This is a genomic window from Gordonia alkaliphila (assembly GCF_023017165.1).
Lineage (GTDB): Bacteria > Actinomycetota > Actinomycetes > Mycobacteriales > Mycobacteriaceae > Gordonia > Gordonia alkaliphila.
Window position 1 is genome coordinate 2,051,431 of the sequence record NZ_JALKBW010000001.1, and the last position, 26,598, is coordinate 2,078,028.

At 69.8% G+C, this 26,598-nt stretch carries 28 protein-coding genes and 1 tRNA gene; 15 read left to right on the plus strand and 14 right to left on the minus strand.

Annotated elements, in window-relative coordinates; translation table 11 throughout:
* Nucleotides 1-5 precede the first annotated feature (5 nt).
* From MUG78_RS09240 to MUG78_RS09255, 4 genes are all read right to left on the minus strand, one after another.
* Nucleotides 6-1,040, minus strand: a complete 1,035-nt coding sequence (locus MUG78_RS09240; RefSeq protein WP_246994105.1) for an oxygenase MpaB family protein — start codon at nucleotides 1,038-1,040, stop codon at nucleotides 6-8.
* Between the two features lie 46 nt (nucleotides 1,041-1,086).
* On the minus strand, nucleotides 1,087-1,539 hold the full coding sequence (locus MUG78_RS09245) for a hypothetical protein (protein ID WP_246994107.1): 453 nt from the start codon (nucleotides 1,537-1,539) through the stop codon (nucleotides 1,087-1,089).
* Nucleotides 1,540-1,654: 115 nt separating this feature from the next.
* Complete coding sequence (locus MUG78_RS09250) at nucleotides 1,655-2,518, minus strand: 5-oxoprolinase subunit C family protein (RefSeq protein WP_246994110.1); 864 nt, start codon at nucleotides 2,516-2,518, stop codon at nucleotides 1,655-1,657.
* A complete protein-coding gene (locus MUG78_RS09255) occupies nucleotides 2,506-3,168 on the minus strand; it encodes a 5-oxoprolinase subunit B family protein (RefSeq protein WP_246994112.1) in 663 nt (220 codons plus the stop codon). The genes MUG78_RS09250 and MUG78_RS09255 overlap by 13 nt, the downstream gene beginning before the upstream one ends.
* 150 nt (nucleotides 3,169-3,318) lie before the next feature.
* Between MUG78_RS09255 and MUG78_RS09260 the strand changes: the two genes are divergently transcribed.
* Together MUG78_RS09260 and MUG78_RS09265 are read left to right on the plus strand one after the other, a co-directional pair.
* Nucleotides 3,319-4,632, plus strand: coding sequence for a citrate synthase (locus tag MUG78_RS09260; protein WP_246994114.1), 1,314 nt, complete (start codon nucleotides 3,319-3,321; stop codon nucleotides 4,630-4,632).
* A 1-nt stretch (nucleotide 4,633) separates the two neighbouring features.
* A complete protein-coding gene (locus MUG78_RS09265; protein WP_246994116.1) occupies nucleotides 4,634-4,993 on the plus strand; it encodes an FKBP-type peptidyl-prolyl cis-trans isomerase in 360 nt (119 codons plus the stop codon).
* A 130-nt stretch (nucleotides 4,994-5,123) separates the two neighbouring features.
* Here the strand turns inward: MUG78_RS09265 and MUG78_RS09270 are convergent, their stop codons facing one another.
* From MUG78_RS09270 to MUG78_RS09285, 4 genes are all read right to left on the minus strand, one after another.
* Nucleotides 5,124-6,308: an ABC transporter permease gene (locus MUG78_RS09270; RefSeq protein ID WP_246994118.1), complete on the minus strand. Its 1,185-nt coding sequence runs from the start codon at nucleotides 6,306-6,308 to the stop codon at nucleotides 5,124-5,126.
* Between the two features lie 5 nt (nucleotides 6,309-6,313).
* Nucleotides 6,314-7,204 (minus strand): ABC transporter ATP-binding protein, encoded by an 891-nt coding sequence (locus MUG78_RS09275; RefSeq protein WP_246994120.1) that lies wholly within the window; start codon nucleotides 7,202-7,204, stop codon nucleotides 6,314-6,316.
* A 68-nt stretch (nucleotides 7,205-7,272) separates the two neighbouring features.
* Nucleotides 7,273-7,830 carry a hypothetical protein gene (locus tag MUG78_RS09280; protein WP_246994122.1) on the minus strand — a complete coding sequence of 186 codons (558 nt, stop codon included), beginning with the start codon at nucleotides 7,828-7,830 and terminating at the stop codon, nucleotides 7,273-7,275.
* A complete protein-coding gene (locus MUG78_RS09285) occupies nucleotides 7,823-8,095 on the minus strand; it encodes a helix-turn-helix transcriptional regulator (RefSeq protein ID WP_246994124.1) in 273 nt (90 codons plus the stop codon). The genes MUG78_RS09280 and MUG78_RS09285 overlap by 8 nt, the downstream gene beginning before the upstream one ends.
* A gap of 85 nt (nucleotides 8,096-8,180) precedes the next feature.
* On the opposite strand from MUG78_RS09285, the gene MUG78_RS09290 reads away from it, so the two are divergent.
* Both MUG78_RS09290 and MUG78_RS09295 read left to right on the plus strand, forming a co-directional pair.
* Entirely contained in the window at nucleotides 8,181-8,912 is a 732-nt protein-coding gene (locus tag MUG78_RS09290) for an enoyl-CoA hydratase (protein ID WP_246994126.1), read from the plus strand.
* Entirely contained in the window at nucleotides 8,909-9,151 is a 243-nt protein-coding gene (locus tag MUG78_RS09295; RefSeq protein WP_246994127.1) for a hypothetical protein, read from the plus strand. Before MUG78_RS09290 ends, MUG78_RS09295 begins: the two co-directional genes overlap by 4 nt.
* Before the next feature lie 15 nt (nucleotides 9,152-9,166).
* Here the strand turns inward: MUG78_RS09295 and MUG78_RS09300 are convergent, their stop codons facing one another.
* The gene (locus tag MUG78_RS09300) at nucleotides 9,167-10,480 is read right to left on the minus strand and encodes a D-arabinono-1,4-lactone oxidase (protein WP_246994129.1); all 1,314 of its coding nucleotides are present in this window, start codon (nucleotides 10,478-10,480) and stop codon (nucleotides 9,167-9,169) included.
* Nucleotides 10,477-11,727 (minus strand): alanine racemase, encoded by a 1,251-nt coding sequence (locus MUG78_RS09305; protein WP_246994131.1) that lies wholly within the window; start codon nucleotides 11,725-11,727, stop codon nucleotides 10,477-10,479. The genes MUG78_RS09300 and MUG78_RS09305 overlap by 4 nt, the downstream gene beginning before the upstream one ends.
* Before the next feature lie 96 nt (nucleotides 11,728-11,823).
* Between MUG78_RS09305 and MUG78_RS09310 the strand changes: the two genes are divergently transcribed.
* From MUG78_RS09310 to MUG78_RS09320, 3 genes are read left to right on the plus strand one after another with little or no spacing between them, the layout of a single operon-like run.
* Nucleotides 11,824-13,047, plus strand: a complete 1,224-nt coding sequence (locus MUG78_RS09310; protein ID WP_246994134.1) for an MBL fold metallo-hydrolase — start codon at nucleotides 11,824-11,826, stop codon at nucleotides 13,045-13,047.
* Entirely contained in the window at nucleotides 13,044-15,545 is a 2,502-nt protein-coding gene (locus MUG78_RS09315) for an HAD-IC family P-type ATPase (RefSeq protein WP_246994136.1), read from the plus strand. Before MUG78_RS09310 ends, MUG78_RS09315 begins: the two co-directional genes overlap by 4 nt.
* 29 nt (nucleotides 15,546-15,574) lie before the next feature.
* Nucleotides 15,575-15,787: an antitoxin gene (locus MUG78_RS09320; protein ID WP_246994138.1), complete on the plus strand. Its 213-nt coding sequence runs from the start codon at nucleotides 15,575-15,577 to the stop codon at nucleotides 15,785-15,787.
* Here MUG78_RS09320 and MUG78_RS09325 read toward each other — a convergent pair.
* Complete coding sequence (locus tag MUG78_RS09325; protein ID WP_246994140.1) at nucleotides 15,784-16,389, minus strand: DNA-3-methyladenine glycosylase; 606 nt, start codon at nucleotides 16,387-16,389, stop codon at nucleotides 15,784-15,786. The two genes, MUG78_RS09320 and MUG78_RS09325, sit on opposite strands and share 4 nt — an antisense overlap.
* Here MUG78_RS09325 and MUG78_RS09330 point away from each other — a divergent pair.
* From MUG78_RS09330 to MUG78_RS09345, 4 genes are all read left to right on the plus strand, one after another.
* Complete coding sequence (locus tag MUG78_RS09330; protein ID WP_246994142.1) at nucleotides 16,367-16,798, plus strand: type II toxin-antitoxin system Rv0910 family toxin; 432 nt, start codon at nucleotides 16,367-16,369, stop codon at nucleotides 16,796-16,798. The two genes, MUG78_RS09325 and MUG78_RS09330, sit on opposite strands and share 23 nt — an antisense overlap.
* A gap of 99 nt (nucleotides 16,799-16,897) precedes the next feature.
* Nucleotides 16,898-16,970, plus strand: a tRNA-Arg gene (locus MUG78_RS09335).
* A 95-nt stretch (nucleotides 16,971-17,065) separates the two neighbouring features.
* Nucleotides 17,066-17,647: a sunset domain-containing protein gene (locus MUG78_RS09340; protein WP_246994144.1), complete on the plus strand. Its 582-nt coding sequence runs from the start codon at nucleotides 17,066-17,068 to the stop codon at nucleotides 17,645-17,647.
* A gap of 56 nt (nucleotides 17,648-17,703) precedes the next feature.
* Nucleotides 17,704-18,525: an SDR family oxidoreductase gene (locus MUG78_RS09345; protein ID WP_246994145.1), complete on the plus strand. Its 822-nt coding sequence runs from the start codon at nucleotides 17,704-17,706 to the stop codon at nucleotides 18,523-18,525.
* Nucleotides 18,526-18,540: 15 nt separating this feature from the next.
* Here the strand turns inward: MUG78_RS09345 and MUG78_RS09350 are convergent, their stop codons facing one another.
* Entirely contained in the window at nucleotides 18,541-19,293 is a 753-nt protein-coding gene (locus MUG78_RS09350; RefSeq protein ID WP_246994147.1) for a 3'(2'),5'-bisphosphate nucleotidase CysQ, read from the minus strand.
* A 47-nt stretch (nucleotides 19,294-19,340) separates the two neighbouring features.
* On the opposite strand from MUG78_RS09350, the gene MUG78_RS09355 reads away from it, so the two are divergent.
* Complete coding sequence (locus tag MUG78_RS09355; protein WP_246994149.1) at nucleotides 19,341-20,228, plus strand: DNA-formamidopyrimidine glycosylase family protein; 888 nt, start codon at nucleotides 19,341-19,343, stop codon at nucleotides 20,226-20,228.
* 25 nt (nucleotides 20,229-20,253) lie between these two features.
* On the opposite strand, the gene MUG78_RS09360 is transcribed toward MUG78_RS09355, so the two are convergent.
* Nucleotides 20,254-21,552, minus strand: coding sequence for a glycoside hydrolase family 183 protein (locus MUG78_RS09360; protein WP_246994151.1), 1,299 nt, complete (start codon nucleotides 21,550-21,552; stop codon nucleotides 20,254-20,256).
* A gap of 152 nt (nucleotides 21,553-21,704) precedes the next feature.
* On the opposite strand from MUG78_RS09360, the gene MUG78_RS09365 reads away from it, so the two are divergent.
* Together MUG78_RS09365 and pgi are read left to right on the plus strand one after the other, a co-directional pair.
* A complete protein-coding gene (locus MUG78_RS09365) occupies nucleotides 21,705-22,445 on the plus strand; it encodes an SDR family oxidoreductase (RefSeq protein ID WP_308221346.1) in 741 nt (246 codons plus the stop codon).
* 65 nt (nucleotides 22,446-22,510) lie between these two features.
* The gene (gene pgi / locus MUG78_RS09370; protein WP_246994153.1) at nucleotides 22,511-24,196 is read left to right on the plus strand and encodes a glucose-6-phosphate isomerase; all 1,686 of its coding nucleotides are present in this window, start codon (nucleotides 22,511-22,513) and stop codon (nucleotides 24,194-24,196) included.
* A gap of 127 nt (nucleotides 24,197-24,323) precedes the next feature.
* On the opposite strand, the gene MUG78_RS09375 is transcribed toward pgi, so the two are convergent.
* Entirely contained in the window at nucleotides 24,324-24,647 is a 324-nt protein-coding gene (locus tag MUG78_RS09375) for a chorismate mutase (RefSeq protein WP_372493179.1), read from the minus strand.
* A 70-nt stretch (nucleotides 24,648-24,717) separates the two neighbouring features.
* Between MUG78_RS09375 and MUG78_RS09380 the strand changes: the two genes are divergently transcribed.
* Nucleotides 24,718-26,553, plus strand: a complete 1,836-nt coding sequence (locus tag MUG78_RS09380) for a hypothetical protein (RefSeq protein ID WP_246994156.1) — start codon at nucleotides 24,718-24,720, stop codon at nucleotides 26,551-26,553.
* Nucleotides 26,554-26,598: the final 45 nt, after the last annotated feature.

Genomic DNA, 26,598 nt, shown 5'->3' on the forward strand with positions numbered 1-26,598 from the left:
GACGCTCAGTCGTCGACGTCGTTGCTCTGCCACGGCAGCTGGGCACGACGCTGGGCGTGCACCGGGCAGTAGTGGATCGGCTTGTCCCGTTCCGCCGGCGACGGCAGGTTCCGCGCGGGCGTCTCCAGGCGCGGGGCGTCTTCGGGGACGCGACCGCTGATGCGGTCGTAGGCGTCGCGCAGGCGCGGGTGCAGCCGGTACCGCGACGGCAGCAGCCGCATGGCGACGTTGACGCCGCGGCCGAACAGGCGGAAACGGCGTTGATCGGCCGCCGTCCAGGTGAGGCCGAGCAGTTCGCGGACCGGCTCGTCGTACAGCCCGGTGGTGATCCACAGGAACATCCGCTGGATCACCTGCACCTGGCGGCGCCACAGCCACAGCGGCATCCACCCGCGCATCCACGGGGGCGGCGGGAGCACCGTGATGTCCAGGACCGTCCGCACCGCATCGTGGTCGCGCAGGACGTGGCGGCACATGTGGTCCCAGTACTCGAGGAACTCCTCGTAGGTGTCCGGGCAGGGCCGCATGCTGACGCCGTACATCGAGTACCAGGTGCGCGACTCGGCGAACATCTGCCGCTTGTCGGCCTCGCTGATCGGCGTGCCGAAGGCTTCGGCGCAGCGGATGTTGCCGTACCAGAACGTGGCGTGCGCCCAGTAGAAGACATCCGGGTCCAGGGCGTGGTAGCGCGAGCCGTCGGGCATGGTGCCCTTGATGGTGAGGTGGTAGTCGCGCACCTGTCTGCCGGTCTCGGGTGTGCGGTCGAAGACCACGCCGCTGATCGGGTAGAGCGAGCGGTGCAGTCGTTCCCACCGCTCGTCGAAGAAGTCCGAGTACTCCCAGACGCCGGCCGCGAGCTTGGGGTGCATGTTCTGCATCGACCCCGACCACAGGCCGATCAGCATGCCGCGCCAGTCGACGTAGTTGCGCCAGGTCGCCGAGTCCGGGCCGAGGAGTTCCCGGGGTGCCTCTTCGTGCGCTGCATCGTCGGGCGGCACGTCGACGGAGGGTGCTGCGGAGAGGGGCGCCACTTCAGTCATGACACAGAAGCTACCATTTGTGTCAATCGTGCCGCGGCTGGAGCGACTAGCGGATGAAGAGGAAGCTGAGGACGACGAAGGCCGGGGACGCGCAGACGACGGTGAACACGATCAGCGCGGTGCTCCACGCCGGGCGGTGGCGATGGTGCCGGGCCGCCGAGAAGGAGGTGAGGCCGATGCCGATCAAGATCAGCAGCGGGCACACGAGTCCAGCCGCCACGGCCCAGAAGAAGGTGTCGTTGTCGATGTCCGATTCGGTCAGCGCGGCGTTGAGTGCGTAGAAGAACAGGATCACCGTCGCGATCTGCGCGAGCAGGGCGAGGGCGTTGACCAGCCAGGCCGCGGCGAACACGGTGGTGCCGGGCGGGGTCGACGGGCGGCGGCCAGCAACCGGTGGGCCTGTGACGGGCCGGGTGGAACGGGGCGGGTGGGAACGGGCGGTACCTCGTCCGCGGGAACGGCGACGGCAGCGGCTCGAAGCCGGTGGCAGCGTGGTCATCGGGGGTCCTTCCGCAGGGGTGCCTCCCACGCTGCCCGGTGCGCCGGGTGCGGACATCGGTAGATCTACCCGAGGGCCCCTGAGTGATCAGTGCAGCGTGATCGGTGCGGCGTGATCAGCGCAGCCGCAACCGGACGACGTCGCCGGCCACCAGTTGGGCGGCCCGATCGAGCGACGCGGCGGTCAGCACGGCGGCGACCGGGTAGCCGCCGGTGACCGGATGGTCGGCCAGGAACAGCACCGGCTGCCCGCTCGGCGGCACCTGGACCGCGCCCAGCGGCACGCCTTCGGACGGCTGTGGGTCGAGCCCGGGGCGCAGGGCCAGCGTGTGCTCGCCGTCGGGGTCCAGGCGTACCCCGATCCGATTGCTCGCCGGGTTGACGATCCACCGCAGACGACCGAGGGCGGTCGGGTCCGCCAGGTCCGCGAGTCGAGGGCCGGGGCGCACGTCGAGTTCGTGCCGGCGCGGCGAGGGCGGCGGGCCGGGGGCGAAGGTGATCGGCGGCCAGTCGTCGGCGGCGGCGTCGACCACGAGCTCGTCGCCGATCCGCAGCGGCGGCGGTCCGATCTCGGACAGCGTGTCGGTGGACGACGAGCCCAGCATCCGGGGTGCCGCGAACCCGCCGCGGACGGCGACGTAGTTCCGGCAACCGTGCCGGGGCGGCGCGACGGCGATCGTCTGTCCGGGGCGCACTCCGTGCACCGCGTGGCTGCCGACGCGGCGGTCGTCGATCGTCACGTCGGTCGGCGGGCCGGTCACCGTGATCACCACGAAGCCGGTGGCGCGGGCCGCCCAGCCGCCCATCGTCGTCTCGACGGTCACCGCGGAGGCGCGGTTGCCGACGAGGCGGTTGGCCTGGGTCAGGGCGCCGCGGTCGGCGGCCCCGGATCGGGGCACGCCGAGGTGTGCGTAGCCGGGGCGGCCGAGGTCTTGGAACGTCGCCAGCGGCCCGGTGGCGAGAACGGTCAGTCCGCGCATTCGAACCTCACGGTGGTCCCCGCGGCGAGCAGCGCGGGCGGATCGCTCGCCACGTCCCACAGGTGAATGTCGGTGCGGCCCAAGAGGAACCAGCCGCCCGGGCTGGTGCGCGGATACACGGCGCTGTACCCGGCCGCCACCGCCACCGCGCCGGCGGGCACGGCCGGGCGGGACTGTGTGCGACGGGTCAGGTCGGCGAAGACCGCGCGCGCGGCGGCGGGTCCGGTGGCGGGGACGAGATAGCCGAAACCGGGTGCGAAGCCCATGAACTGCACGCGCCATCCGATGGCGGTGTGTGCGGCGATCACCTCGTCGGCCGCAAGGCCCACGGCGGCGGCCACGTCGTTGAGATCGGCGCCGTCGTACCGCACCGGGATGTGCACGACGGGGGCGTCGGCCGCGCGTGCCGCCGACGACGCGGGGAGGGGCGCCGCGTGCAGGATCCGGCGTACCGCCAGGACGTCCAAGCCGGTCCCCGGTTCGGCCTGTACCAGTACGGCGGTCGCGGTCGGGACCGCATCGCTGATATTCAGGGTCCCGGCTGCCATGGCTGCTCGGAGGGTGTGCGCCGCCCGGCTCGCGGCCGTCGGGTCGGCGGTGGTGGAGAAGTCGAGCACCACTGCGTCGTCGCCCGCGGGAAGCTCTCGCATGACATCACGCTACCGGCTGGGGGTAGGCTGTGCGCGAAACGGGAACCGCCTGTGATCCTGCCTGAGGGACCCTCAGTTGGGCCGAAGCGGCGCCAGCAGACTAGCTTGTAACCCAGACAACTGGTCAGACCGCGAGTTAAAGGGGTATGTGTGTCCGCGGATAAAGCAACGACCGACGATCAGGTGACCGGGACCTTCACGTACCCCGGTGGTTCGATCGATCTGCCGATCCTGAAGGCGTCCGAAGGCAGCGACTCGGTCGCGCTCGGTCCCTTCCTGTCGAAGACCGGTCTGACGACGTTCGACGGCGGTTTCGTGAACACCGCCGCCTGCAAGTCGGACATCACCTACATCGACGGTGACGCCGGAATCCTGCGTTACCGCGGCATTCCGATCGACCAGCTCGCGGGCAAGTCGACCTTCATCGAGGTCAGCTACCTGCTGATTTACGGCGAGCTGCCGAACGCCACCGAGCTGGAGGCGTTCACCAACAAGATCCGTCGGCACACGCTGCTGCACGAGGATCTCAAGCGCTTCTTCGACGGCTTCCCGCGCAACGCCCATCCGATGCCGGTGGTCTCCAGCGCGGCGAACGCCCTGTCGGCGTACTACCCGGACTCGCTCGATCCCAAGGATCCCGAGCAGGTCGAGCTCTCCACCATCCGCATGCTGGCCAAGCTGCCGACCATCGCGGCCTACGCCTACAAGAAGTCCGTGGGACAGCCGTTCCTGTACCCGGACAACTCGCTGAGCCTGGTGGAGAACTTCCTGCGACTCACCTTCGGTTTCCCGGCCGAGCCCTACGAGGTGAACCCGGAGATCGCCAAGGCGCTGGACATGCTGTTCATCCTGCACGCCGATCACGAGCAGAACTGCTCCACGTCGACCGTGCGCCTGGTCGGTTCGTCGCAGGCCAACCTGTTCACCTCGGTCTCGGCCGGCATCAACGCACTGTGGGGCCCGCTGCACGGCGGCGCCAACCAGGCCGTCCTGGAGATGCTCGAGGAGATCCAGGCCTCCGGCGGCGACACCGCGGCCTTCATGCGCAAGGTCAAGAACAAGGAAGACGGCGTGAAGCTCATGGGCTTCGGGCACCGCGTCTACAAGAACTACGATCCGCGTGCGGCCATCGTCAAGCAGACGGCCGATCAGATCCTCACCTCGCTGGGCGTGCAGGATCCGCTGCTCGACATCGCCAAGGGCCTCGAGGAAGTCGCGCTCAGCGACGACTACTTCGTGGAGCGTCGCCTGTACCCGAACGTCGACTTCTACACCGGCGTGATCTACCGGGCGATGGGCTTCCCGACCCGCATGTTCACCGTGCTCTTCGCACTGGGCCGCCTGCCGGGCTGGATCGCCCACTGGCGCGAGATGCACGCGGACCCGGCCACCAAGATCGGCCGCCCGCGCCAGCTGTACACCGGCTACACCGAGCGGGACTACGTCCCGATGGAGGATCGCTGACATGACGTCCAAGCCTGAAGTCGAATTCCCCGAAGGCCCGGCCCCGGCCGGCCTGGAGATCACCGATCTGATCGTCGGCGACGGCCCCGAGGCCGTCCCGGGCGGCGTGGTCGACGTTCACTACGTCGGCGTCGAGTACGACACCGGCGAAGAGTTCGACTCCTCCTGGGACCGCGGCCAGAGCGCCAACTTCCCGCTGGGCGCCCTCATCCAGGGCTGGCAGGAAGGCATCCCGGGCATGAAGGTCGGCGGTCGCCGTCGCCTCGTGGTCCCGCCGGAGCTGGCCTACGGCCCCGCCGGTGGCGGACACCGCCTCTCGGGCAAGACGCTGATCTTCGTCATCGACCTGATCGGCGCCTGACGCTTCACGCACTTCAACGACTGCGGCGCACCGGAATCCCGGTGCGCCGCAGTCGTTTTCTGTTCCCGTCGTTTTCTGTTCCCGTCGTTTTCTGTTCCCGTCGTTTTCTGTTCCCGCCGATTCCTGTGCTTTAGCGTCCGGCGACCATGCCGGCCACTTCCGACCAGCTCGTCCGACTGCCCGTGCGCAGCACCGAGCGGCTGTAGATCCGCGAGGACACCCAGATCACGACGGCGCACACCGCGATCATCACGAGGAAGCTCAGGCCCATCGTCATCGCCGAGGCGTCGCCCACTGCCAGGCGCATCGGCATCAGGATGGCGCTGAACGGAGGAATCCAGCTGAGCACCTGGATCCAGGTGCTGTCGAGCGCCTGAATGCCGAAGATCCCGGAGTAGAGCACCAGGATCGCGAGCATGGTGAGCGGGCTCGCTGCGCCGTTGAGCTCCTCCTGTCGACTGACCATCGCGCCGACAGCGGCGTAGAGGGCGGCGAAGAACAGGAAACCCAGCAGGAACCAGGCGATGACGGCCACGAACATGGACACGGCCGTCCCGGCGACGGTGAGCAGGCCGGTCGCGGTACTCGCGATCAACGCGGTGGCACCGAGCACCACCACCTGGCCCAGCGAGATCACGCCGATCCCGAGGATCTTGCCCCACAGCAGATGGAGCGGGCGCACCGTCGACAGCAGGATCTCGACGATCCGGGAGGTCTTCTCCTCCACCACGCCCACGGCCACCATCAGTCCGCCGGTCATGATCGCCATCATCAGCAGCATCGAGCCGATCAGTGCCACCGAGAGGCGTTGCTCGGTGTCTGCTTCCACCTGTTCCAGGTAGGTCGTGTCGATGGCGGGAGCGGTCAGGTCGGCGACGTCGACGCCGCGTTCGGCCAGCGACGTGGCCAGCTGGTACTGCGCGAGACCGCTGCGGAGGACGCCGTCGAGCGTGCTGCCCAGTTCCTTCTCTGAGAGCAGCGTGTAGCGCGGGCCGTCGGCCACCAGGACGGCGGCGTCGACGTCGCCGTCGCGGACCTGCTGCTGCGCGGCTGCCGTATCGGGGAGCAGCTTCACGCGGACGGTGGTCCCGGTGGCTTCGCCGGTCTGCTCGAGGACGGCGGACAGGGCGGGGTCGCCGCCCACCATGCCGATGGTCTCCGAGCTCTCCTTGCCGGCGAAGATCGACCAGACGATGGTGCCGGCCACGATCACGACCATCAGCACCGCGGTGCTGATCAGGAAAGACTTCTCCCGCACGCGGGTGGTGATCTCGCGTCCGGCGATCAAGCCGATGGTGGTCACAGTGGGATTCATGGTGGTCACACCAGCTCTCGGAACAGATCGGTCAGGGACGGCGGGTTCGCGGCGAACCGGTGGACCGGTCCGTGGGCCAGGGCGGCGGCCAGGATCGCCTGATCGTCGACGTCGTCGTGCACCCGCAGCCGGGTGGCGTCGGAGGCGTAGTCGGCGGCGAGTACACCGGGCAGGCCGTCGGCCCACCGGGAGTCCGGATGTGGGCCGACGATCTCCAGGATCTGGCCGTCCCGGGTGCGCAGCTCGTCGACGCTGCCCTGCGCGGTGATGCTGCCCGCCGAGATGATGCCGACCCGGTCGCACAGCCGCTCCACCAGATCGAGCTGGTGCGACGAGAAGAGGATCGGGACGCCTTGCGCCGCTTTGTCTTTCAGTACATCGCTCATCACGTCGACGGCCACCGGGTCCAGTCCGGAGAACGGTTCGTCGAGGACCAGGACGTCGGGATCGTGGACCAGTGCGGCGGCCAACTGGACACGCTGCTGGTTGCCGAGGGACAAGTCGGCCACGTCGTCGTCGAAGCGGGCCGCCACGCCGAGGCGCTCGGTCCAGGTCCGTGCCGAGGTCTCGGCCGCGGCGGCGCTCATGCCGTGCAGGCGGGCCAGGTAGGTCAGCTGCGGACCCACCTTCATCTTCGGATACAGGCCGCGCTCCTCGGGCATGTAGCCGATGCGGCGTCGTCGTTCGAGGTCGATGAGGTCGGCGCCGAGGCGGACCTCGCCGGAGTCGGCGGCGAGGACTCCCAAGATGATCCGCATGGTGGTGGACTTGCCGGCGCCGTTGCTGCCGACGAAGCCGAAGATCTCGCCGGGGGCGACGGAGAAAGTGACGTCGTCGAGGGCGCGGAGCGGTCCGTAATTCTTCTGTAGTCGATGGATGTGCAGGGAGTCGGTCATGTTTCGCCTCCGAAAGAATGGGTGGGGGGGGATGTCGCACCCGAGGGGCGTCGTGGTTCGGTGTCGAGTCACTCCTGCTCGTCGTCGGGTAGCCACCAGGTCAGGAGGATGTCCGGCAGGCAGGCCAGGGAGAGCAGGGCGGCGACGAACAGCCAGCCGACGGCCGTCACGGTCTCCCCGGCGACGTACTCGCTGTGGCCGAGGAAATTGGTGACGAGGAAGATCGCGATACCCGTCGGGATCAGCAGGACGTAGGTCAGCGAGCGCGCGGCGTTGCGCTGGGCCAGCTGGATCTCGTCGAGCGCCTGAGCGGGAGCGTCGGCGACGGCGTCGTTGGTGATCCGAATCAGGGTCAGCGGGATCAGGCTGCCCAACGTCGCGATGAGAAAGACCGGGGTGGCCGCTGCCAATTGCCAGAAGGTGGCGATCGACGACGCGACGGCCACCAACAGGGTGAGCATCAGGAGTGTCACGAGGGCGCGACGCGTGCGCCGGGTGCGTAGCGCCGGCCACCGGTGGCTGTACCGCGCGGCGCGGCGCTCGTAGGTGGCGATCCGACGGTCGTTGGAGCGCACCAGCCAACGGGGCATGCTGCCGGCGGGGATGGTCAGGTTCGGGTCAGGCATCGGTGGGGCCTCCGTACAGCTCGGTGGACATCGCGGTAAAGGGGGTGCGGGAGAAGACTGCCTCGATAGGGAGGCCGAAGACCTCGCAGATGCGCATGGCCAGATCCAGGCTGGGGTAGTTGTCGCCGCGCTCGAGCGCGCCGACGGACTGCACATTGATCGAGACGAGTTCGGCCAACTGGGCGCGCGACAGGTTCCGTTCGGCGCGCAGAACCGCCAGGCGGTTGTAGATCGGACGTCGCTGCGCCCGTCGTGCTGCACTCATGCGCCGAAGTGTTGTGTAAACCCAACAGAATGTCAAGGTTGCACACGACCGGCGGGGGTCGGCAGGCCCGGGGTACGCTTCCCGCATGATCGAGAGCAGCGCAGTGGGGGCCGTCACCACCATCGAATTGGTGCGGCCGGAGAAGCGAAATGCCCTGAACGAGCAGATGGTGCAGGCGCTGTCCGTCGCCTTCACCGAAGCGGTCGCCTCGGGCGCCCGCGCGATCGTGCTGACCGGTCGCGGCGAGGTCTTCAGTGCGGGCGCGGACCTGTCGGGTCCGGTGTACGAGCACGGTTTCATCGAGCAGCTGGTGGCGCTCGTGGAGCAGATCGAGACCACGCCGGTGCCGGTGATCGCGGCGCTGAACGGCGCGGCCCTCGGCGCCGGCCTGCAGCTGGCGATGGCCGCCGACCTGCGGGTGATGGATCCGGCCGCGCTGGCCGGTATCCCGGCCGCCAAGATCGGCGTCGGTCTGGACGAGTGGACCATCCGCCGCCTCGTATCGCTGGTCGGCGGCGGTCAGGCGCGCGGCATGCTCATCGGCTGCGACCCGCTGTCGGCCGATCGCGCCCACACCCTGGGCTTCGCCAACCGGATCGGCGACCTCGCCGAGGCCCAGCACTGGGCGGCCACCATCGCCGGGTTCGCGCCGCTGACCCTGCAGCACTACAAGTTGGTGCTGACCGGGGACGGCGCCCGGGACCAGCCGCCCGCCGAGCGGGATCAGGCGATGCGTGCGGCCTGGCTGAGCGAGGACCTGCAGGAGGCGCGCGCCGCACGGACCGAGAAGCGTCCGCCGAAGTTCACCGGACGATGACCGGCGAGCAGCCGACCCGGATCTCCGAGCCGCGGCGGCTGGTGGCCTACGGTCTCCTCGCGCTGCTCGGCGGGTGGTTCGCCGTGCGCGGCTACGACGGCGTGCGCGCCGACGAGGCGAACTGGCTGGACTGGCTGTCGCTGGTCCTCGGCGCGCTGGCCGTCGTCATCTGCCTCGCCGAGATGGCCCGGCCGTACGTGCTCCGGGCGCTCGGCAAGTCCGACGACAGCGACACCTGATCGCCGGACGTCTGATCAGGCGCCCAGTACCCGGTCCAGGTAGGGGTTGCTGAACGTGCGGTTCGGGTCGTACCGGTCGCGCACCGCGAGGAACTCGTCGAACCGCGGGTACACGCTCCGGAAGTAGTCGGCGTCGCGGGTGTGCATCTTGCCCCAGTGTGGACGGCCCTCGTACGCGGTGAAGATCTCCTCCGCATCGCGGAAGTAGCGCTCGGACGCCGCCGGATCGTCGCGGTGGTAGCGGTGCACGGCGATGTACCCGGACTCGCGGCCGCCGGCCGTGGACAGCATCAGGTCGTCGGCGGCCGCCGCGCGGACCTCGATCGGGAAGCTCACCCGGTGGCGGCCGCGCTCGATCATCGCGCGCAGTTCCCGCAGCACCTCGGGCACGGCCTCGAACGGCACCGCGTACTCCATCTCGCGGAAGCGCACGGTGCGCGAGGAGATGAAGACCTTGTCCGAGCGGTCGGTGAAGGTCCGGTCCGACAGCACGCGGCCGGCCACCTGGTTGATCTTCGGTGCCAGGGCCGGGACCGCGGCGCTGAGCGCGCAGGTCGCGCGGAACAGGCCGTTGGAGATCAGTTCGTCGTCGAGGTAGCGGCGCGCCACGCTCGGGCCGCTGACCGGCGTGTGCGCCGGCAGCCGCGTGTTGGTCTTGGTCAGCGTGCAGTCGGTGTGCGGGAACCAGTAGAACTCGTAGTGATCGTGCGCGCGGCAGTTGTCCACGAAGCCGTCGATCGTCGCATCGGCCTTGCCGGGCGCCTCGTGGGCCCGCATCGAGTAGGCGTCCACGCACTGCAGGGTGATCTGTGTCAGCACGCCGAGCGCGCCGAGGCCGAGGGCCACGGCGGGCAGATCGGGGTGGCCCTCGTCGAGGACGTGCAGTGCACCGCGGCCGTCGATCAGCTGGGCGCCGACGATCTGGGTGCTGATGCCGCCGAACGCCAGGCCGGTGCCGTGCGTGCCGGTGGAGGTCGCGCCGGACACCGTCTGTCGGTCGACGTCGCCGAGGTTGGCCATCGCCAGCCCGTGCGGTTCCAGCAGACCGGGAATCTGGTGCAGGTGCGTGCCGGCCGCGAGGGTCACGCGGCTGCGGGCGGCATCGATGTCGAGCAGCCCGCCGATGCCCTCCATGGAGAGCTGGATCGACGGCGCGACGGCGATCTCGGAGAAGCTGTGGCCGGCGCCGACCGGCTTGACCTTCTCGCCGCGTTCGCTCGCCGCGTGGATGTCGGCAGCGAGTTCCTCGGGGGTGCGCGGTGCGATCAACCGGCTGGGCTGGCACTGCACGGTGCGGCCCCAGTTGGTCCAGATGGCCTGTGTCGTCATAGGAAGCACTTTCCTTCGCCTCGATAGGTGGGGACCACGTCGACGACGTCGGCTCGGCCGGCTTCGTCGCGGGCGATCAACGCCACTTGTTCGGCGCGCTCGCTCACTTCCCCAGACTTAGTGTGACGGAACCATACTCTGCTTCCGACACGGAGGTGTCTCACTTGACTCCCGTGCAGTGGCGTCTGCACCTCTCCGGCGGCCTCGGTATCGACGTATTCCAGACCCGTCGGCCACACCGGCTTGGGCAGGCGATCGGGTCCCGGCGGACCGGAGGCGATCCAGCCGCCGCCGGCACAGGTGGCGTAGTCCGGGCTGGGACGACGCACCACGTCGAGCCCGAAGGCCAGCGCGGGGGCCGGCTGGAAGTGCCGGTAGGTGTCGAACAGGTGCCCGCCGAGCAGGCCGCTGCCGACCGCGATGTCGGTGACCGCGGCGTCCTTGGCGGTCTCCTCCAGCGAACCGGTGCCGCCGGCGTTCACGAACTCGAGGTCGGCGTACTCGCGGACGGCGGCGATGGCGCGGCCGCGGCGGTGCCGCAGTTCGGTCATCGACAGCGACTGCATGGCGCGCACCGCGGTGTTCATCAGTGTCTGTCCGGGCACGCCGTTGCCGACCCCGGCGACCTGCGCCTCGTACGACATCACGCCGACCAGCGTGAAGCCCGCGCGGGAGGTGATCGTCTGCGCCAACCGGCGGATCTGCGTCAGATCGTGAACGGGGGAGCGGCGCACGCCGAGGTGCACGCGCCCGCCGAGGATGCGCAGCGACGCATCGAGGTCGATCGCCACGCGCAGCGGCGCGCGCTGATCGGGCGCGGCGATCGCGTCGATCACGTCGAGCTGGGCGGGATCGTCGATCAGCAGCGTGACCCGCTCCAGCGCCACGTCGTCGGCCAACAGTTCGCCGATGGCGGTGCGGCGCACGCTCGGATAGCCGAGCAGCACGTCGGTGACACCGGAGGCGGTGGCCAGCCATCGCGCCTCGGCCACGTCGTAGGCCAGCACGCCGGCGAAACCGGGGCGGGAGAGGACGTCGTCGATCACCGAGCGGATGCGCAACGACTTGCTGGCCACGCGGATCGGGACGCCGCCGGAGCGGCGACGCAGGTCGGCGATGTTGTACTCCAGCGCTCCCAGGTCCAGGGCGAGGACCGGGGAATCCAGTCCGGCACGGGCGACGGCGTCGTCGATGCCGCCCCAGTATTCGGCGGGGTCGGTCACGTAGGGCGTGGGCCGAGACGTCATCGCGGGGTCCTCCTGGATCGGATGCGGCGCCGCGCGCGGCGCGTGAAGTGTGACCTGCAGCGCCGGAGCGGCAGGTGGCGATTAGGCTAGTCAAGCGTGACATCGATCCGAAGTCTTCTGTCCGACGGGGTGGCCGAACCGGTGGGCTCGGCCATGGTCCGCGGTCGCCGCGCGGCCGCCCGGCTCGGGGCCGCCGGAGCGCAGCTCAGCGAGACCGCCTTCGCCGGCGCCGTCGATCTGCTCGCCGACCGCGGGTTCGCTCCCGCGCGGGCGCTCGGCGCCACCCACGAGGACCTTCTCGCCGCCACCGCCGGGTCGGCGTTCGCCGTCGACGGAGTCTTCGGCAACCGCGAGCCCAGTCCGCCGCCGACCCGTCCCACCGTCTCGATGTCGCTCCAGATGGCACGCAATCCCGGGGTGCCGAGCGCGCCGGTACCGGTGCTGACCCCGAAGTTCGACGCCGAGCCCGCCGATCTGGCGGCCACCTGGTTGGGGCACGCGAGCGTGCTGCTCGAGATCGACGGGGTGCGCGTGCTGACCGATCCGGTCTTCAGCAAGCGGTGCTCGCCGACGCAGCGGATCGGTCCCCAGCGGATGCACGCGCTGCCCGCCGAGGTGGGTGCGCTGGGACCGGTGGACATCGTCCTGATCTCGCACGATCACTACGACCACCTGGACATGGCGACCATCGATGCGCTCGCCGCGCTGCAGCCGCAGGCGCAGTTCGTGGCGCCGATCGGCGTGGACGCGCACCTGCGGTCGTGGGGGGTGCCCGCCGAGCGGATCCACACCGCCGACTGGTTCGAGCGGGTCACCCTCGACGTGCGCGGTACGCAGCTGCGGTTCCACGCCACCCCCGCGCGGCACTTCTCCGGGCGCGGCCTGGTGCGCAACCTGTCCCAGTGGGTCAGCTGGGTGGTCGTCGGACCCCGCCACCGAGTGTTCTTCTCCGGCGACACCGGGTTCACCGAGCGGTACGCCGAGACCGGGGAATTGCTGGGGCCGTTCGACCTGACGATCATGGCGATCGGCGCGTACGACCCGCTGTGGCCGGACGTGCACGTGAATCCGGAGGAAGCGGTGGTGCTGCACCGCCTGCTCAACGGGCCGGCGAAGGCGGAGTCGCTGTTCTTCCCGATCCATTGGGGCACGTTCCTGCTGGCGCCGCACACGTGGGCCGATCCGGTGCAGCGCCTGCTCACCGCCGCGGGCGGCGCGGGTATCCCGGTGGTGGTGCCCCGACCCGGAGCCGCCGCCGACGTGGGCTCGCGCACCGGCACGGCCTTCGACGATCCGACCTGGTGGGAGCGCTGCGCATGAGTACACCGATCGATACGCGGCCCACCGGGCTGACCGCCGCCGAGGTGGCCGAACGCGTCGCCGCCGGGCAGATCAACTCGCAGCCGGACAAGACCGGCCGCACCGTCACCGACATCGTGCGGGCCAACGTGTTCACGCCGATCAACGGGATCCTCGGTGTGCTGTTCGCGATCGTGGCCTACACCGGTTCCTTCATCAACGGCCTGTTCGGCCTGCTGATCATCGCCAACTCCGGGATCGGCATCATTCAAGAGGTGCGGGCCAAGCGCACCCTCGACCGACTCTCCATCGTCGGGCAGGCACAGCCCGTGGTGCGGCGTGACGGTGTGAGCGCGCCCATCGCGCCCGATGAGGTGGTGCTCGGCGACCTCATCGAGCTCGGGCCCGGCGACCAGATCGTCGTCGACGGTGAGACCGTCGAATCCGAAGCCCTGGACGTGGACGAGTCGCTGCTGACCGGCGAGGCCGATGCCGTGGACAAGGCCGTGGGCGACCCGATCATGTCGGGCAGTTTCGTGGTGGCCGGCTCCGGTTCGTACCGGGCCACCAAGGTCGGGGCCGACGCCTACGCGGCGCAGCTGGCCGCCGAGGCCTCCAAGTTCACCCTGGTCTCGTCGGAGCTGCGCAGCGGCATCAACAAGATCCTCGCCGTCATCACGGTGATCCTGATTCCGGCCGGCGCGCTGACCATCTACAACCAGCTGTGGGTCAGCCGGCAGGAGCTGAACGACGCCCTGCTCGGCATGGTCGCCGCCCTGGTTCCGATGGTGCCCGAGGGGCTGGTGCTGATGACCTCCATCGCCTTCGCGGTGGGGGTGATCCGGCTCGGCCAACGGCAGTGCCTGGTCAACGAACTGCCCGCCATCGAAGGCCTGGCCCGCGTGGACGTGGTGTGCACGGACAAGACCGGCACTCTCACCGAGAACGGCATGCGCCTGTCGGAGGTGCGGGTGGTCGACGACGTCTACGCCGCCGCCGACGTGACCGCGGCGCTGGCGGCGATCGCCGCCGCCGACAAGCACCCCAACGCCAGCATCGAAGCGATCCTCGAGGCCTACCCTGAGGCGCCGGACTGGACACCCTCGGCGGTGCTGCCGTTCGCGTCGGCCAACAAGTTCAGCGGTGTCTCGTTCGTCGGGTCCGACGGGGCGGCGCACGGCAACTGGCTGATCGGCGCCCCCGACGTGCTGCTCGACCCGGCATCGTCGACCGCGCAGCTGGCCTCCGAGCTCGGTGCGACGGGCCTGCGCATTCTGCTCGTCGGCGCCACCGACGTGCCGGTCGACACCGAACCCGCCGGCGACTCGCGGGTGCCCGGCACCCTGACCCCGGTCGGTCTGATCGTGCTGGAACAGCGCGTGCGGCCCGACGCCGGGGACACCCTGCGCTACTTCGCCACGCAGGGCGTCGACGTCAAGGTGATCTCCGGCGACAACGCCCGCTCGGTGGGCGCCGTCGCCGAATCGCTCGGCCTGGGTACGTCGGCGACCGCGATCGACGCGCGCGAGCTGGCCACCGACCGCGACGCACTCGCCGACCAGGTGACCGACGGGGTGACCTTCGGCCGGGTGCGTCCGGACCAGAAGCGGGCGATGGTCGAGGCGCTGCAGTCGCGCGGGCACACCGTCGCCATGACCGGCGACGGCGTGAACGACGTCCTCGCCCTCAAAGACGCCGACATCGGCGTCGCGATGGGCGCCGGGTCGTCGGCGGCGCGTTCGGTGGCGCAGATCGTGTTGCTCGACAACAAGTTCGCCACCCTGCCGTACGTCGTGGCCGAGGGGCGGCGCGTGATCGGCAACATCGAGCGGGTCTCGAACCTGTTCCTCACCAAGACCATCTACGCGGTGTTCCTGGCCCTGGCGATCGGCATCGCGGGGCTGGTGGCGCACTGGATGGGCGACCAGCCGATCAGCTATCCGTTCCAGCCGATCCACGTCACCATCTCGGCGTGGTTCACCATCGGCGTTCCGGCCTTCGTGCTGTCGTTGGCGCCGAACAACGAGCGGGCCAAGACCGGGTTCGTGCGGCGCGTGCTGACGCAGGCCATTCCCAACGGACTGATCATCGGCTGCCTCGTCTTCCTCTGCTACCTGTGGGTGAGCCCGGAGACCTCCACGGTGTCGGTGATCGGCGCCGAAACGGACTTCTCCACCAGTCAGACGCAGGCGGCCACGGCGACCCTGGCCGCCATGATCGCGATGGCCTGGTGGGTGCTCGTGGTGGTGGCCCGGCCGATGAACTGGTGGAAGGTCGTCCTCGTGGCCACCGCGATCGTCGCCTACGTGATCATCTTCCTCTGGCCGTTCACGCAGGACATGTTCAAGCTGGACTCGTCCAACGGCTCCATGATGTGGCGCGCGGGCGTGTGCGCGCTGATCGGCATGGTGATCATCGAGATCTCGTCGCGAATTCTCAAGGCGCGCTTGGATCGTCGTGCCGCGGCGGAAGCCGCCGCACTGCTGGAGCATTCCGCGGCCGATCCTGTACCGCACTGAACGGCGCCGATGCCACTAGAATCGACGGTATGAACCTTCAGAATCTGGTCAAGCAGGCCAAGTCCGCGCTGCAGAAGAACCCCGATCTCATCGAGAAGGGCGGCGACATGGTCGACAAGGCCACCGGCGGCAAGTACGCCGGCCAGGTCGACAAGGCGCAGGACGCGGCGCGCAAGGCCGTCGGCGTCGAGAACAAGGCCCCCGAGGCCAAGGCCCCGGAGAACAAGCCCGAGGGCAACTAGCCCGCTCGCGTCTGAGCCCGACGGTGCCGCCGATATACGGACACCGTCGGGCTTTGCGCTATCCAGAAGCGCCACGGCCGGTCCGCGGCCAGTCGGACGCCGACCCGCGGACCCACGCCGATCTGCTCGTTGGGCAGCGGCTCCGGCAGGCGTTGCACGACGATCCCCGGCGGTACTCGGACGTCGGTGCCGTGGTCGGCCATGGTGATGCCCAGCGCCTTGGCGAGATTGCCGGGCCCGCGGCCCAGCTGGACGTCCGGGACGTCGTCGCGTCGGGCACGCGCCGCCGGCAGGCCGTCGACGATCTCGCCCGCCCGCAGCAGCACCGCCGCGCCCTGCCCCTCGTCGCTGGTGACGATGTTCGCGCAGTGATGACCGTGGATCCGATAGACGTAGAGCCGGTCGGGCGGGCCGTACATCAGGTCCGAGCGCGGGGTGCGGGTGAAGGCGTGCGAGGCGGGGTCGTCGGGCCCGTTGTAGGCCTCGGTCTCGGTGATCCGTGCGATCACGCCGTCGTGCCCGAGAATCACCGCGCCCAGCAGTGCCCGTGCGGCGGCGCAGACATTAGGCTCATCAACCATGGCGAAGACCAGTGATTCCATTTCCGTCGATCTCACCCCGGACGATACCTTCGCGGCCGCCTCCGATCTGGCCCGCTTCGACGACTGGCTGCTGCTCCACGACGGCTGGCGCCGCGAGGTGCCCACCGGACTGGCCGTCGGCACCAAGGCCACGTCGGTGGTCAAGGCGAAGGGCACGCGCGTCCGCTTCGACTGGACCATCGACACCTACGACCCGCCGCGCCGAGTGCGCTTCTCCGGCAACGGAAAGGGCGGCGTGAAGGCCAAGATCGACCTGACCGTCGAGCCCGACGGCACCGGCTCCAAGGTGACCTTCCTGATCGACCTCGGCGGCCTGCCGCTGATGGGCCCGGTCGGCAAGGCCGCCGCCAAGGCCGTCCACGGCGACGTCCACCGCTCCCTGGAGCGCTTCCGCGAGATCTTCGGCTAGGTCTGTCGTCCGGCGCGACGGCCGGCACGGGCCCCGAGCGTCCTGACGTAGACTTCCTCAGGCGGCCGTCCACCCCACGAGCACGGCCGCGCCAGATCCGCTCTCGTAGCTCAGGGGATAGAGCACCGCTCTCCTAAAGCGGGTGTCGCAGGTTCGAATCCTGCCGGGAGCACAAACCGCAGGTCGGCCGCGCCGCGTGAAATCCGCAGTGGGAGAGTGAAAGCCGATAGCATCCGGGGCCAAAGCCACTGACGAAGCGGAGACACGATGACGACCACGATCCTGGCGGCGCCGGCCCTATTGCTCGCCGAAGAGGGCGGCGGATCGGGTATCTCCGCCTGGTGGTGGCTCCTGCTGCTCCTGCTGTTGATTCCGATCATCGGCGGCGGATGGCTGCTCACCCGGGGACCCAAGAACCCCGATGAGGTGCGGCACGCGCCGCGGCCGGACTCGCACGACCCGAATCTGCCGATGGTGGATCTCTCCGGCCCGGCACCGGAGGCGCAGTCCGGGTTCGTCGGCGCGCCGACGGGGGAGCCGGTGGTCCCGACCGCCCCGCCGGTGCCCGAAGTCAAGAAGACCGCCACCGGCGACGGCGTCGGGTCCTACCTCGACGCGGACGGCAACCGGGTCCCCGTGCCGATCGGCGGGCACCTTCCGCTGGCGTCGGACCGGCAGCAGGCGCCGGACGGCTATCCGATCAAGGGCGATGTCGACACCGACCTGTACCACCTGCCGAGCGATCCCTGGTTCGCCGAAGTGATCGCCCAGGTCTGGTTCGCCACCGAGGGCGCGGCGCGCTCCGCCGGATTCCAGCGGGCCGGCAGCCAGGACCCGGAGAACCCCTAACACCCGGGAATGCTCTGCGTCGCAGGAGTTCCTGTACTAGCCGGTACGGTGAGCACATGACGCACGCTGCTTCGCCCCAGACCGTCCTCGTCACCGGTGCCTCCAGCGGTATCGGTGCCGAGGTGGCCCGCCAGTTCGTCGCCGCCGGCCTCCGGGTCTACGGCACCAGCCGCAATCCGGACTCGGTCTCCGATCCGATTCCCGGTGTCACCTACGTCCGGCTCGACAACGCGGATCTGTCCACGGCACAGACCTGCGCCGACGAGGTCGGCGTGGTCGACATCCTCGTCAACAACGCCGGTGAGAGCCACGCGGGCGCCTTCGAGGACACCCCGATGGACGAGATCGAGCGCATCTTCGCGGTGAACGTCTTCGGCCCGGTGGCCCTGACCAAGGCTGTCCTCCCCGGTATGCGCGAGCGCCGCCGCGGCACGGTGATCATGGTCGGGTCCATGCTGTCGAGCTTCCCGATCGCCTTCCGCTCCACCTACGCCGCCACGAAGTCGGCCATCAAGGGCTACGCCCTCGCGCTGCGCCGCGAGGTGGCGCCGTACGGGGTGCGCGTGATCTCGGTGGAGCCGGGCACCATCGCCACCGGTATCGGGGACCGCCGCACCATCCATATCGGTGAGAACTCGCCGTACCGCGACGAATACGAGATCGTCTCGACCACCACCGCCGAGAACGAGAAGAAGGGCATCACCGCCGAGGCGATGGCCGAGCAGATCGTCAGTGCGGCGCTGGCCGAGAAGCCCAAGCCGTTCTACGCGCGCGGCAACCGCGCCGAGGTGGTCTTCCTCCTGCGCCGCCTGGTGCCGCGCCAGCTGGTCCTGGACCTGAGCTCCCGGATTCACGGACTTCCCAAGGTCCGCGCCTGACACCGGCGGGCGGGGTCAGGTGAAGTAGCGGAGGGTGTCGAGCACGTCCTCGGCAATCTCCGTGCGGCAGATCACGAAGTCGGGCAGGTAGGGCTTGGGATTGTTGTAGACGATCTCGCTGCCGTCCAGACGTGAGCAGTGCAGGCCCGCCGCGAGTGCGACGCCGACCGGCGCGCAGTTGTCCCACTCGTACTGTCCGCCGGCATGGAGGTAGGCGTCGACGTCGCCGCGGACCACGGCCATCGCCTTCGCGCCGGCCGAGCCGATGTGCACGGCGCGCAGCCCGAGCCGTTCGGCCACCGCGGCACTCGGATACGAGTGCCCGTAGCGGGAGACCGCGATCCGGCCGGTGAGCTCGCCGCCCACCCGCGGCACTGCATCGGATCGGAAGAGCTGTCCCTGCGCGGGCAGCGAGACGGCGCTGACGTCGGGAATCCCGTTGCGGGTCAGCGCCACATGCACCGCCCAGTGCGTGGTGCCGCGGGAGAACTCGGAGGTGCCGTCCAGCGGATCGATGATCCACACGCGCTCGGCGGCGAGGCGCGTCAGGTCGTCTTCTGCTTCTTCGGAGAGCACGGCGTCGTCGGGTCGCTGGCGCTGCAGTACCCGCGAGATCCAGGCCTGCGCGAGGGCGTCGCCGAGGTCGCCCAACTGGACCCGGTCCAGGAGCGCTCCGTGTCCCACACCGAGCAACAGCTGTCCGGCGCCTTCGGCGATGATCGCCGCGAGTTCGGCATCGGAGTGGCGGTACCCGCCGGGGAGCGTCATTCCTCTACCCAAGCACACCGACCCGCTGCTGCGCGCACACTGGAGGCATGCCCGAGCTTCCCGAAGTGGCCGCCCTCGCCGAGTTCCTCGACGGCCGCATGGCGGCTCTGCCGATTCGGCGGATCGACGTCGCGTCGCTGTCGGTGCTCAAGACCGCCGAGCCGCCGTACACCGCGCTGGTCGGACGAACGGTGGCGAGCGTCGAACGGATCGCCAAGTACCTGGTGATCCGCACGGTGCCCGGCGACCCGGCCGACGCCGAGCCGCAGATCGATCTGGTGATCCACCTGTCGAGGGCGGGCTGGATCCGCTGGAGCGAGTCGCTCGCGCCGACTCCGCCGCGGCCCGGCGGCAAGGGGCCGATCGCTCTGCGCGTGCACTGCGGACTGCCGGGAGAGGGCTTCGACGTGACCGAGGCCGGCACCCAGAAACGACTGGCCGCGTGGGTCGTTCGCGACCCGAACGAGGTGGAACGCATCGCCGGACTCGGACCGGACGTGCTGTCGCTGGACCGCGCCGCGTTCGGCGCACTGCTCGCCGGCAGTGGAGCACGGATCAAGACCCTGCTCACCGATCAGCGCGTGCTGTCGGGCATCGGGAACGCCTACTCCGACGAGATCCTGCACGCGGCACGGCTGTCGCCGTTCGCCATCGCCAAGTCGTTGGATGACGCGGCGGTCGACACCCTGTACGACGCCGTGCGGTCCACCCTGATCGACGCCACCGAGCGGCTGGCCGGGCTGGGCGTGGGCAAGCTCAAGGCGGAGAAGCGCACCGGACTGAAAGTGCATGCGCGCGTAGGACTTCCGTGTCCGGTCTGCGGCGACAAAGTGCGCGAGGTGTCTTACGCCGACCGCTCGTTCCAGTACTGCGCGACCTGCCAGACCGGCGGGAAGGTGCTCGCCGATCGGCGGATGTCCCGACTGCTGAAGTAGCCGCGTTGCGCGCGCCGGGGGCGCGTCACCAGCCCTTCTGCAGCTTCGACTCGACGAGCATCACGTTGTAGTCGCTCCACCGAGATCCGTTGAAGTACAAGCGATTATCGGTCGCGCTGGTGAGAGCGGGCGACTGCGGCAGCATCATCGCCCCGTACAGGACGACGGCCCCCGCGGGCACCAGCGTGCGCGGCGCGCTCCACGGACCTTCCGGCGTGGTGGCGGTGCGCAGGCGGATGGCGTTGTCGCCGTCGATCAGGATGTACTTGCCGAGGTACTCGCTCCACGAGACGGACAGTTCGGTGATGGCGGCCTTGATGATGGCCGAGTCGTCGCTCAGGAGGCTGAGGTCGCTGGTCCAGCGTGTGCCCAGCCAGTACTCGTAGGCCGACAGGTTCAGGATGTCCTCGGGACGGAAGCGAGCGAGGTAGGCGCGGCCGAAGCGGCCGTTGGGGGTGCCCACCTGGTAGATGTACGGGTCGTCGCCGTGGCCCTTGACGTAGCCGCTCTGCTGGAAGCGACTGTTGTTGACGTTCAAGGTCGGGGCGGCAGCGGGCAGAGCGACCGTGACGGGCGCGTTGATCATCGCGGTAGACGGTTGCGGTGTCCACGTCTGGCCGTTGTCCTCGGAGACGGCGATGGCGGCGTAGTTGGTGTCCCACACGCCCGCGGCGCCCCACTTCCGCACGGACATGAAGTTGACGTACTGCTTGCCGCCCACGCTGATTCCCGCGGTGGGGATGGTGGTGATCTCCACGAAGTCCTGCTTGATGGCGCGGACCATCTCGACCGCGAAGTTCGGTGCCTCCGCCGTCACCACCGCGCCCGACGAGGTGTCGCCGGGGCGACCGGGGGCGATCGTCACTCCGTCGGACAGATCGTCGTCGTCGGTCCGCGTCAGCAGGTTGTTGCGCCACTGCTGTCCGGCGACGTTGCAGTAGCCGAACGAGTCGCCGAAGGCCATCAGCGTCTGGCCGCGGCCGTTGTCCCACGCGACGCCCAGATCCGTACCGGAGACGGAGAACCGCGCGAGCGTGTCGTTCGGGCTCTTCGGTCCGGTGACCCACGAGACGACCCGCGAGGTGGAGTTTCGCCAGCTGGGGAGCGGACCCTGCGGTCCGGCACCGGGGCTGGTCGGCGGGGTCTGGTCGCCGAGCGAACCGAGGCCGCCGAGAGATCCGCTCGACCCGCTGCTGGGGTTGCCGCACGGGGCGGCGTTCGCGGGACCGACGACGGCCAGGCTGACCGCGCACGTGGCGGCGACCGCGATCGTCGCCGTCAGCGGTAGGCGCAGTCGGTGACGCAGGGACGTCGCTGAGCGCATGGGCTCTCCCGTTGTTGTGACCAGAGTTATAAAAGTGACAATAGGGATCAGGCGGGCGATCGCGTAGGACCACGGGGACGCAGTGGAGTCACGATCGCGCATCGATCGCAGTGGGGCGCTCGCCGCCGAAGCACCCGGTAGATTCCTCGGGTGTGACCCGCGACAAGATCATCATCACCGGTGCCAGTTCCGGACTCGGCGAAGGCATGGCCCGCCAGTTCGCCGCCCGTGGGCGTTCCCTGGGGCTCGCCGCGCGCCGCGTCGAGAAGCTCGACGCGCTGGCCGCCGAGCTCGCCGACCAGGCCGGACGCGTCGTGGTGCGCGGCCTCGACGTGACCGACTTCGACGACGTGCCCCGCGCGTTCGCCGAACTGGCCGACGGGCTCGGCGGTGTGGACCGCGTGATCGTCAACGCCGGACTCGGCAAGGGCGCCCCGATCGGCACCGGCAACGCCGCCGCGAACCTGGAGACCGTGCAGACCAATCTCCTCGGGGCCCTCGCTCAGGCCGAGGCGGCGATGGAGATCTTCCGCGCGCAGAACCACGGGCACCTGGTGCTGATCAGCTCCATCAGTGCGGTGCGCGGGCTGCCCAAGGCGCAGGCGGCCTACAGCGCCTCCAAGGCCGGGGTCTCCGCGCTCGGCCAGGGGCTGCAGACCGAACTCGCCGGCAGCCCCATCACCGTGAGCGTGATCCTGCCGGGCTACATCGAGACCGACATCAACCGCGGGGTCAAGACCAAGCTGATGTCCGAGACCGACGACGGCGTGCGCGCCATGGTCGCCGCCATCGAGGCCGAGCGCCGTCGTTCCGAGGTGCCGGCCTGGCCCTGGACGCCGATCGCCGCCGCGCTCAAATACCTCCCGGATGCGTTGTCCGCCAAGCTCGTTTGACGCGTGACGGGCGAGTAATCCCGACGCACCGCCTGTCGGAATCCGGGCACTACTAGGGTGAGGTAATGGACCCCGACATCGCAGCGCGTGTGAGCAACGACGATCTCGACATCACCGCGACGGCGGCCTGGTCGGACCTGCTCGATCACCAGCGGGACCTGGCCACACGCCAGATGCGCGATCTCTTCGCGGCCGAACCGGACCGCGGCCGCGAGATGGTGGTCGACGCGGCCGATCTGCACATCGACTACTCCAAGAATCTGGCCGACGCGCACACGCTCGGTCTGCTCGCGGGCCTCGCGCGCGAGGCGCGCGTGGAGGAACTGCGCGATGCGATGCTCGCCGGCGCTCACCTCAACACCTCCGAGGACCGCGCCGCACTGCACGTGGCGCTGCGGTCGCCCGCGGACGCGCGACTGGTGGTCGACGGCCACGACGTGGTGGCCGACGTGCACCGCGTCCTCGCCGCCCTGGGCGACTTCTCCGACGCCGTGCGCGACGGCGCGTGGACCGGCTACACCGGCAAGGCCATCACCGACGTGGTGAACATCGGCATCGGCGGTTCCGACCTCGGCCCCGCGATGGGCTACCAGGCGCTGCGGTACTACCGGCATCCGCGGATCCGCGGACACTTCGTCTCCAACGTCGACCCGGGCGATGTGATCGCCACGCTCGCCGAGTTGGACCCGGAGACCACGCTGTTCATCGTCGCCTCCAAGACCTTCACCACCCAGGAGACGCTGATCAACGCGAAGGTGGCCCGCACGTGGCTGCTGGAGCAGGCCGACGGCGACGAGACGGTGATCGCCAAGCATTTCGTCGCGGTGAGCACCAACGCCGCCGAGGTCGCGGCATTCGGCATCGACACCGACAACATGTTCGGCTTCTGGGACTGGGTGGGCGGTCGCTACTCCCTGGACTCCGCCATCGGCCTGAGCCTGATGATCGCCGTCGGCCGCGACAACTTCGCCGACCTGCTCGACGGCTTCCACCGCATGGACGAGCACTTCCGCACCGCGCCGATCGAGGCGAACGCGCCGATCCTGCTTGGGCTGCTGGGCCTCTGGTACTCGAACTTCTGGGACGCGCAGTCGCACGCGGTGCTGCCGTACGCCAACGACCTGACCCGCTTCCCGGCCTACCTGCAGCAGCTGGTGATGGAATCCAACGGCAAGTCGGTGACGCGCGGCGGCCGCAAGCTCAACGCCGCGTCGGCCACGGTGGTCTGGGGAGAGCCCGGCACCAACGGCCAGCACGCCTTCTATCAGCTGCTGCACCAGGGGTCCTGGCTGATTCCGGCGGACTTCATCGGTTTCGCCGAGCCGCTCACCGACCTCACGACGCCCGACGGCGGATCCATGCACGACCTGCTGATGAGCAACTTCTTCGCGCAGACCGAGGTCTTGGCCTTCGGCAAGCGCGAGCGCGCGCTGAAGGCCGAAGGCGTTGCGCCCGAGCTGGTGCCGCACAAGGTGATGCCCGGCAGCCGGCCCACCACGTCGATCCTGGCGCCGCGGCTGACGCCGTCGGTCCTCGGTCAGCTCATCGCGCTGTACGAGCACAAGACGTTCGTGCAGGCCATGGTGTGGGGGATCAACCCGTTCGATCAGTGGGGCGTGGAACTGGGCAAGGCGGTGGCAAACGCACGACTGGCAGTCGTCACCGACCCGCAGTCGCCCGCGCCGCTGCCGGACAGCTCCACCGATGCGCTGATCCGCTGGTACCGCGCCGCCCGCGGCCGCACCCCGTAGTCGCGCTCCCCAGGAAGCACTCCGCTCCCGCGAAAGGCTTCCGTTCCCGCGGACCTCTGGAAGGCCCGCGGGAACGGAAACGTCTCGCGGGAGCGGAGTCGTCTCGCGGGAAGGTCGGGCCGGGAGGTCAGCGACCCAGCGGTCCGCGGCCCAGGCGCAGCAGAAGCATGGCGAGGGTGTGGCCCTCGGCGCCGAGCGAGGAGAACCGCTCGAGCACCTTCACCTCGCGGCTGTGCACCAGGCGGGGGCCGCCGGCGGCCATGCGTGCGACGCCGATCTTCTTCGACACCGCGGAACGACGCTGCACCGCGGCCAGGATCACCGCGTCCATGCGGTCGATCTCGCCGCGCAGTTCGTCGATGTCGTCGGGCAGGTCGGCCACATCGCTGCCCAAGTCGTAGCCCGACAGGTCGATCTCGGAGAACTGCTGCTGGGGGTCCTGGTCGCTCACAATGGGTGATTTTGCCATGTCGGCCGGAGGGGGCCGGGGCCAGTGTCGGTCGCGGTGTCACACTGGTCGAATGACCGACGAGCGCGCCCCGGCCATTTCCCGCGTCGCACTGGGCGCGATCGTGCTGATCGTCGCCCAGCTCGTGGTGCGGGTGGTGCTGGTGGCCCGCGGCGACTTCTACTGGGACGACCTGATCATCATCGGGCGCGCGTCGTCGAGTCCGATCCTGAGTTGGGAGTACCTCGGGCACAGCCACGACGGCCACTTCATGCCGGGCGCGTTCCTGCTGGCCGGCATCACCACCGTGCTGGCGCCGCTGCAGTGGTGGCTGCCCGCGCTGACGCTGGTGCTCCTGCAGCTGCTGGCCTCGCTCGCGGTGTGGCGGATGATCCGCATCGTGGTGGGTCGCAGCGCCCGCGCCGGGATCGGCGCGCTGGTGGCGCTGGGCTTCTACCTCTTCGTCCCGATGACGGTCAGCGCCTACGTCTGGTGGGCAGCCGGTCTGAACACGCTGCCCATGCAGGCCGCCATGGCGTTCATCGTCGGCAACGCCGTGCTGCTGGTGCGGGAGAACGACGACCCGCGACGGCGCCGCAACCTGGTGATCGCCTCGGTGATCGCGTTCGTGGTGGCGCTGACCTTCTTCGAGAAGTCGTTGTTCATCCTGCCGGTGGCGGCGGTGGCCGCGCTGCTGGTGGTCCGCATGCAGCCGGGCGTCGGGACCGGCGACTACCGGTCGTCGGCGCTGACGGTCACCTTCACCCGGGCCCGCGCGCTGTGGGCCTGGCTGAGCGGCGTTTTCGTCGTCTGGGTGGTGATCTTCCTGTCGGTGTCGACCGCGACGGCCGGCTCGCACTCGCTCGGCCAGATGTGGAAGTTGGTGTGGCGCAGCCTCAATTCGGCGATCGTGCCGTCGACCGTCGGCGGCCCGTGGGAGTGGGACCGCTGGATTCCGTCACCGCCCATGGGGTTCCCCGCCGTCTGGATGATCGTGGCCGGCTGGGTGCTGATCGCGGGTGCCGCGGTGTGGGCGTGGCAGACGCGGCGCGGCGCGGTGTCGATCGTGGTGTGCGCCGCCCTGTACGCGGTGGCCGCGCAACTGCCGGTGATGTGGAACCGGTCGAGCGAGGCCACCGCGCTGGAACTGGCGCAGACCATGCGCTACCTGCCCGACACCGCGCTCGTCTTCGCGCTCGCGATGGCCCTGGTGGCGGCCAGCCCGGCGCGCGGGGCGCACGGAGCCCCGGCCGCGCCGCATCCCGCGGCCCGCGCGGGGGTGCTGGCCGGGGCCGTGGTGATCCTGGTGTCCGCGCTGGTGAGCACCGCGGCGTTCTCGACGTCGTGGCAGCGCGACCCGACCGGTGCCTACCTGGCGACCGCGCAGGCCTCCCTGGCCGAGCACTCGGACCTGGTGATGTTCGACCAGGCCCTGCCGCTGGAGGTGCTGACCCCGGTCGCCTACCCGAACAACCAGATCAGCCGGGTCTTCGGGCGGCTCGACGATCGCCCGCGCTTCGGTGATCACACCGACAAGCTGATGGTGCTCGACGAGAAGGGGTCGATGGTGCCCGGCGGCGTCAGCCCGATGCGCGAGGTGGCACCCAGCGAGGGCACCTGTGCCGATCCCGGGCTGACCGAGCGCACCCGCCTGGCCCTGTCCGGACCGCTCATCGAATGGCGCTGGACGGTGTCGCTGAGCTACTGCGCCAACCGCGACGGCGAGATCGGCGTCTCGCTCGGCGGCCGCGAACTGCGGGTCCCGGTCCGCGCCGGCCTGCACCCGGTCTACTTCCAGCTGGGCGGCCACGGCGAGCACCTCACGGTGCGCCCGCTGACCGACGGCCTGGCCCTGCACACCGGTGCCGGGCGGGTCGGTGAACCGATCGTCGCCGCCTACGCGCCCTGACCGTGCCCCAAGGTGCAGTGTCCGAGCCCGCCGGTACCCTGGACA

Bases quoted from the DNA above. Each gene is read 5' to 3' on its own strand.
- MUG78_RS09270 (WP_246994118.1), bottom strand. From the start codon at position 6,308: ATGAATCCCACTGTGACCACCATCGGCTTGATCGCCGGACGCGAGATC.
- MUG78_RS09275 (WP_246994120.1), bottom strand. From the start codon at position 7,204: ATGACCGACTCCCTGCACATCCATCGACTACAGAAGAATTACGGACCG.
- MUG78_RS09295 (WP_246994127.1), top strand. From the start codon at position 8,909: ATGACCGGCGAGCAGCCGACCCGGATCTCCGAGCCGCGGCGGCTGGTG.
- MUG78_RS09265 (WP_246994116.1), top strand. From the start codon at position 4,634: ATGACGTCCAAGCCTGAAGTCGAATTCCCCGAAGGCCCGGCCCCGGCC.
- MUG78_RS09350 (WP_246994147.1), bottom strand. From the start codon at position 19,293: ATGACGCTCCCCGGCGGGTACCGCCACTCCGATGCCGAACTCGCGGCG.
- MUG78_RS09380 (WP_246994156.1), top strand. From the start codon at position 24,718: ATGACCGACGAGCGCGCCCCGGCCATTTCCCGCGTCGCACTGGGCGCG.
- MUG78_RS09245 (WP_246994107.1), bottom strand. From the start codon at position 1,539: ATGACCACGCTGCCACCGGCTTCGAGCCGCTGCCGTCGCCGTTCCCGC.
- MUG78_RS09315 (WP_246994136.1), top strand. From the start codon at position 13,044: ATGAGTACACCGATCGATACGCGGCCCACCGGGCTGACCGCCGCCGAG.
- MUG78_RS09280 (WP_246994122.1), bottom strand. From the start codon at position 7,830: ATGCCTGACCCGAACCTGACCATCCCCGCCGGCAGCATGCCCCGTTGG.
- MUG78_RS09330 (WP_246994142.1), top strand. From the start codon at position 16,367: ATGGCGAAGACCAGTGATTCCATTTCCGTCGATCTCACCCCGGACGAT.
- MUG78_RS09360 (WP_246994151.1), bottom strand. From the start codon at position 21,552: ATGCGCTCAGCGACGTCCCTGCGTCACCGACTGCGCCTACCGCTGACG.
- MUG78_RS09320 (WP_246994138.1), top strand. From the start codon at position 15,575: ATGAACCTTCAGAATCTGGTCAAGCAGGCCAAGTCCGCGCTGCAGAAG.
- MUG78_RS09325 (WP_246994140.1), bottom strand. From the start codon at position 16,389: ATGGAATCACTGGTCTTCGCCATGGTTGATGAGCCTAATGTCTGCGCC.
- MUG78_RS09300 (WP_246994129.1), bottom strand. From the start codon at position 10,480: ATGACGACACAGGCCATCTGGACCAACTGGGGCCGCACCGTGCAGTGC.
- MUG78_RS09255 (WP_246994112.1), bottom strand. From the start codon at position 3,168: ATGCGAGAGCTTCCCGCGGGCGACGACGCAGTGGTGCTCGACTTCTCC.
- MUG78_RS09250 (WP_246994110.1), bottom strand. From the start codon at position 2,518: ATGCGCGGACTGACCGTTCTCGCCACCGGGCCGCTGGCGACGTTCCAA.
- pgi (WP_246994153.1), top strand. From the start codon at position 22,511: ATGGACCCCGACATCGCAGCGCGTGTGAGCAACGACGATCTCGACATC.
- MUG78_RS09340 (WP_246994144.1), top strand. From the start codon at position 17,066: ATGACGACCACGATCCTGGCGGCGCCGGCCCTATTGCTCGCCGAAGAG.
- MUG78_RS09240 (WP_246994105.1), bottom strand. From the start codon at position 1,040: ATGACTGAAGTGGCGCCCCTCTCCGCAGCACCCTCCGTCGACGTGCCG.
- MUG78_RS09345 (WP_246994145.1), top strand. From the start codon at position 17,704: ATGACGCACGCTGCTTCGCCCCAGACCGTCCTCGTCACCGGTGCCTCC.
- MUG78_RS09305 (WP_246994131.1), bottom strand. From the start codon at position 11,727: ATGACGTCTCGGCCCACGCCCTACGTGACCGACCCCGCCGAATACTGG.
- MUG78_RS09290 (WP_246994126.1), top strand. From the start codon at position 8,181: ATGATCGAGAGCAGCGCAGTGGGGGCCGTCACCACCATCGAATTGGTG.
- MUG78_RS09355 (WP_246994149.1), top strand. From the start codon at position 19,341: ATGCCCGAGCTTCCCGAAGTGGCCGCCCTCGCCGAGTTCCTCGACGGC.
- MUG78_RS09285 (WP_246994124.1), bottom strand. From the start codon at position 8,095: ATGAGTGCAGCACGACGGGCGCAGCGACGTCCGATCTACAACCGCCTG.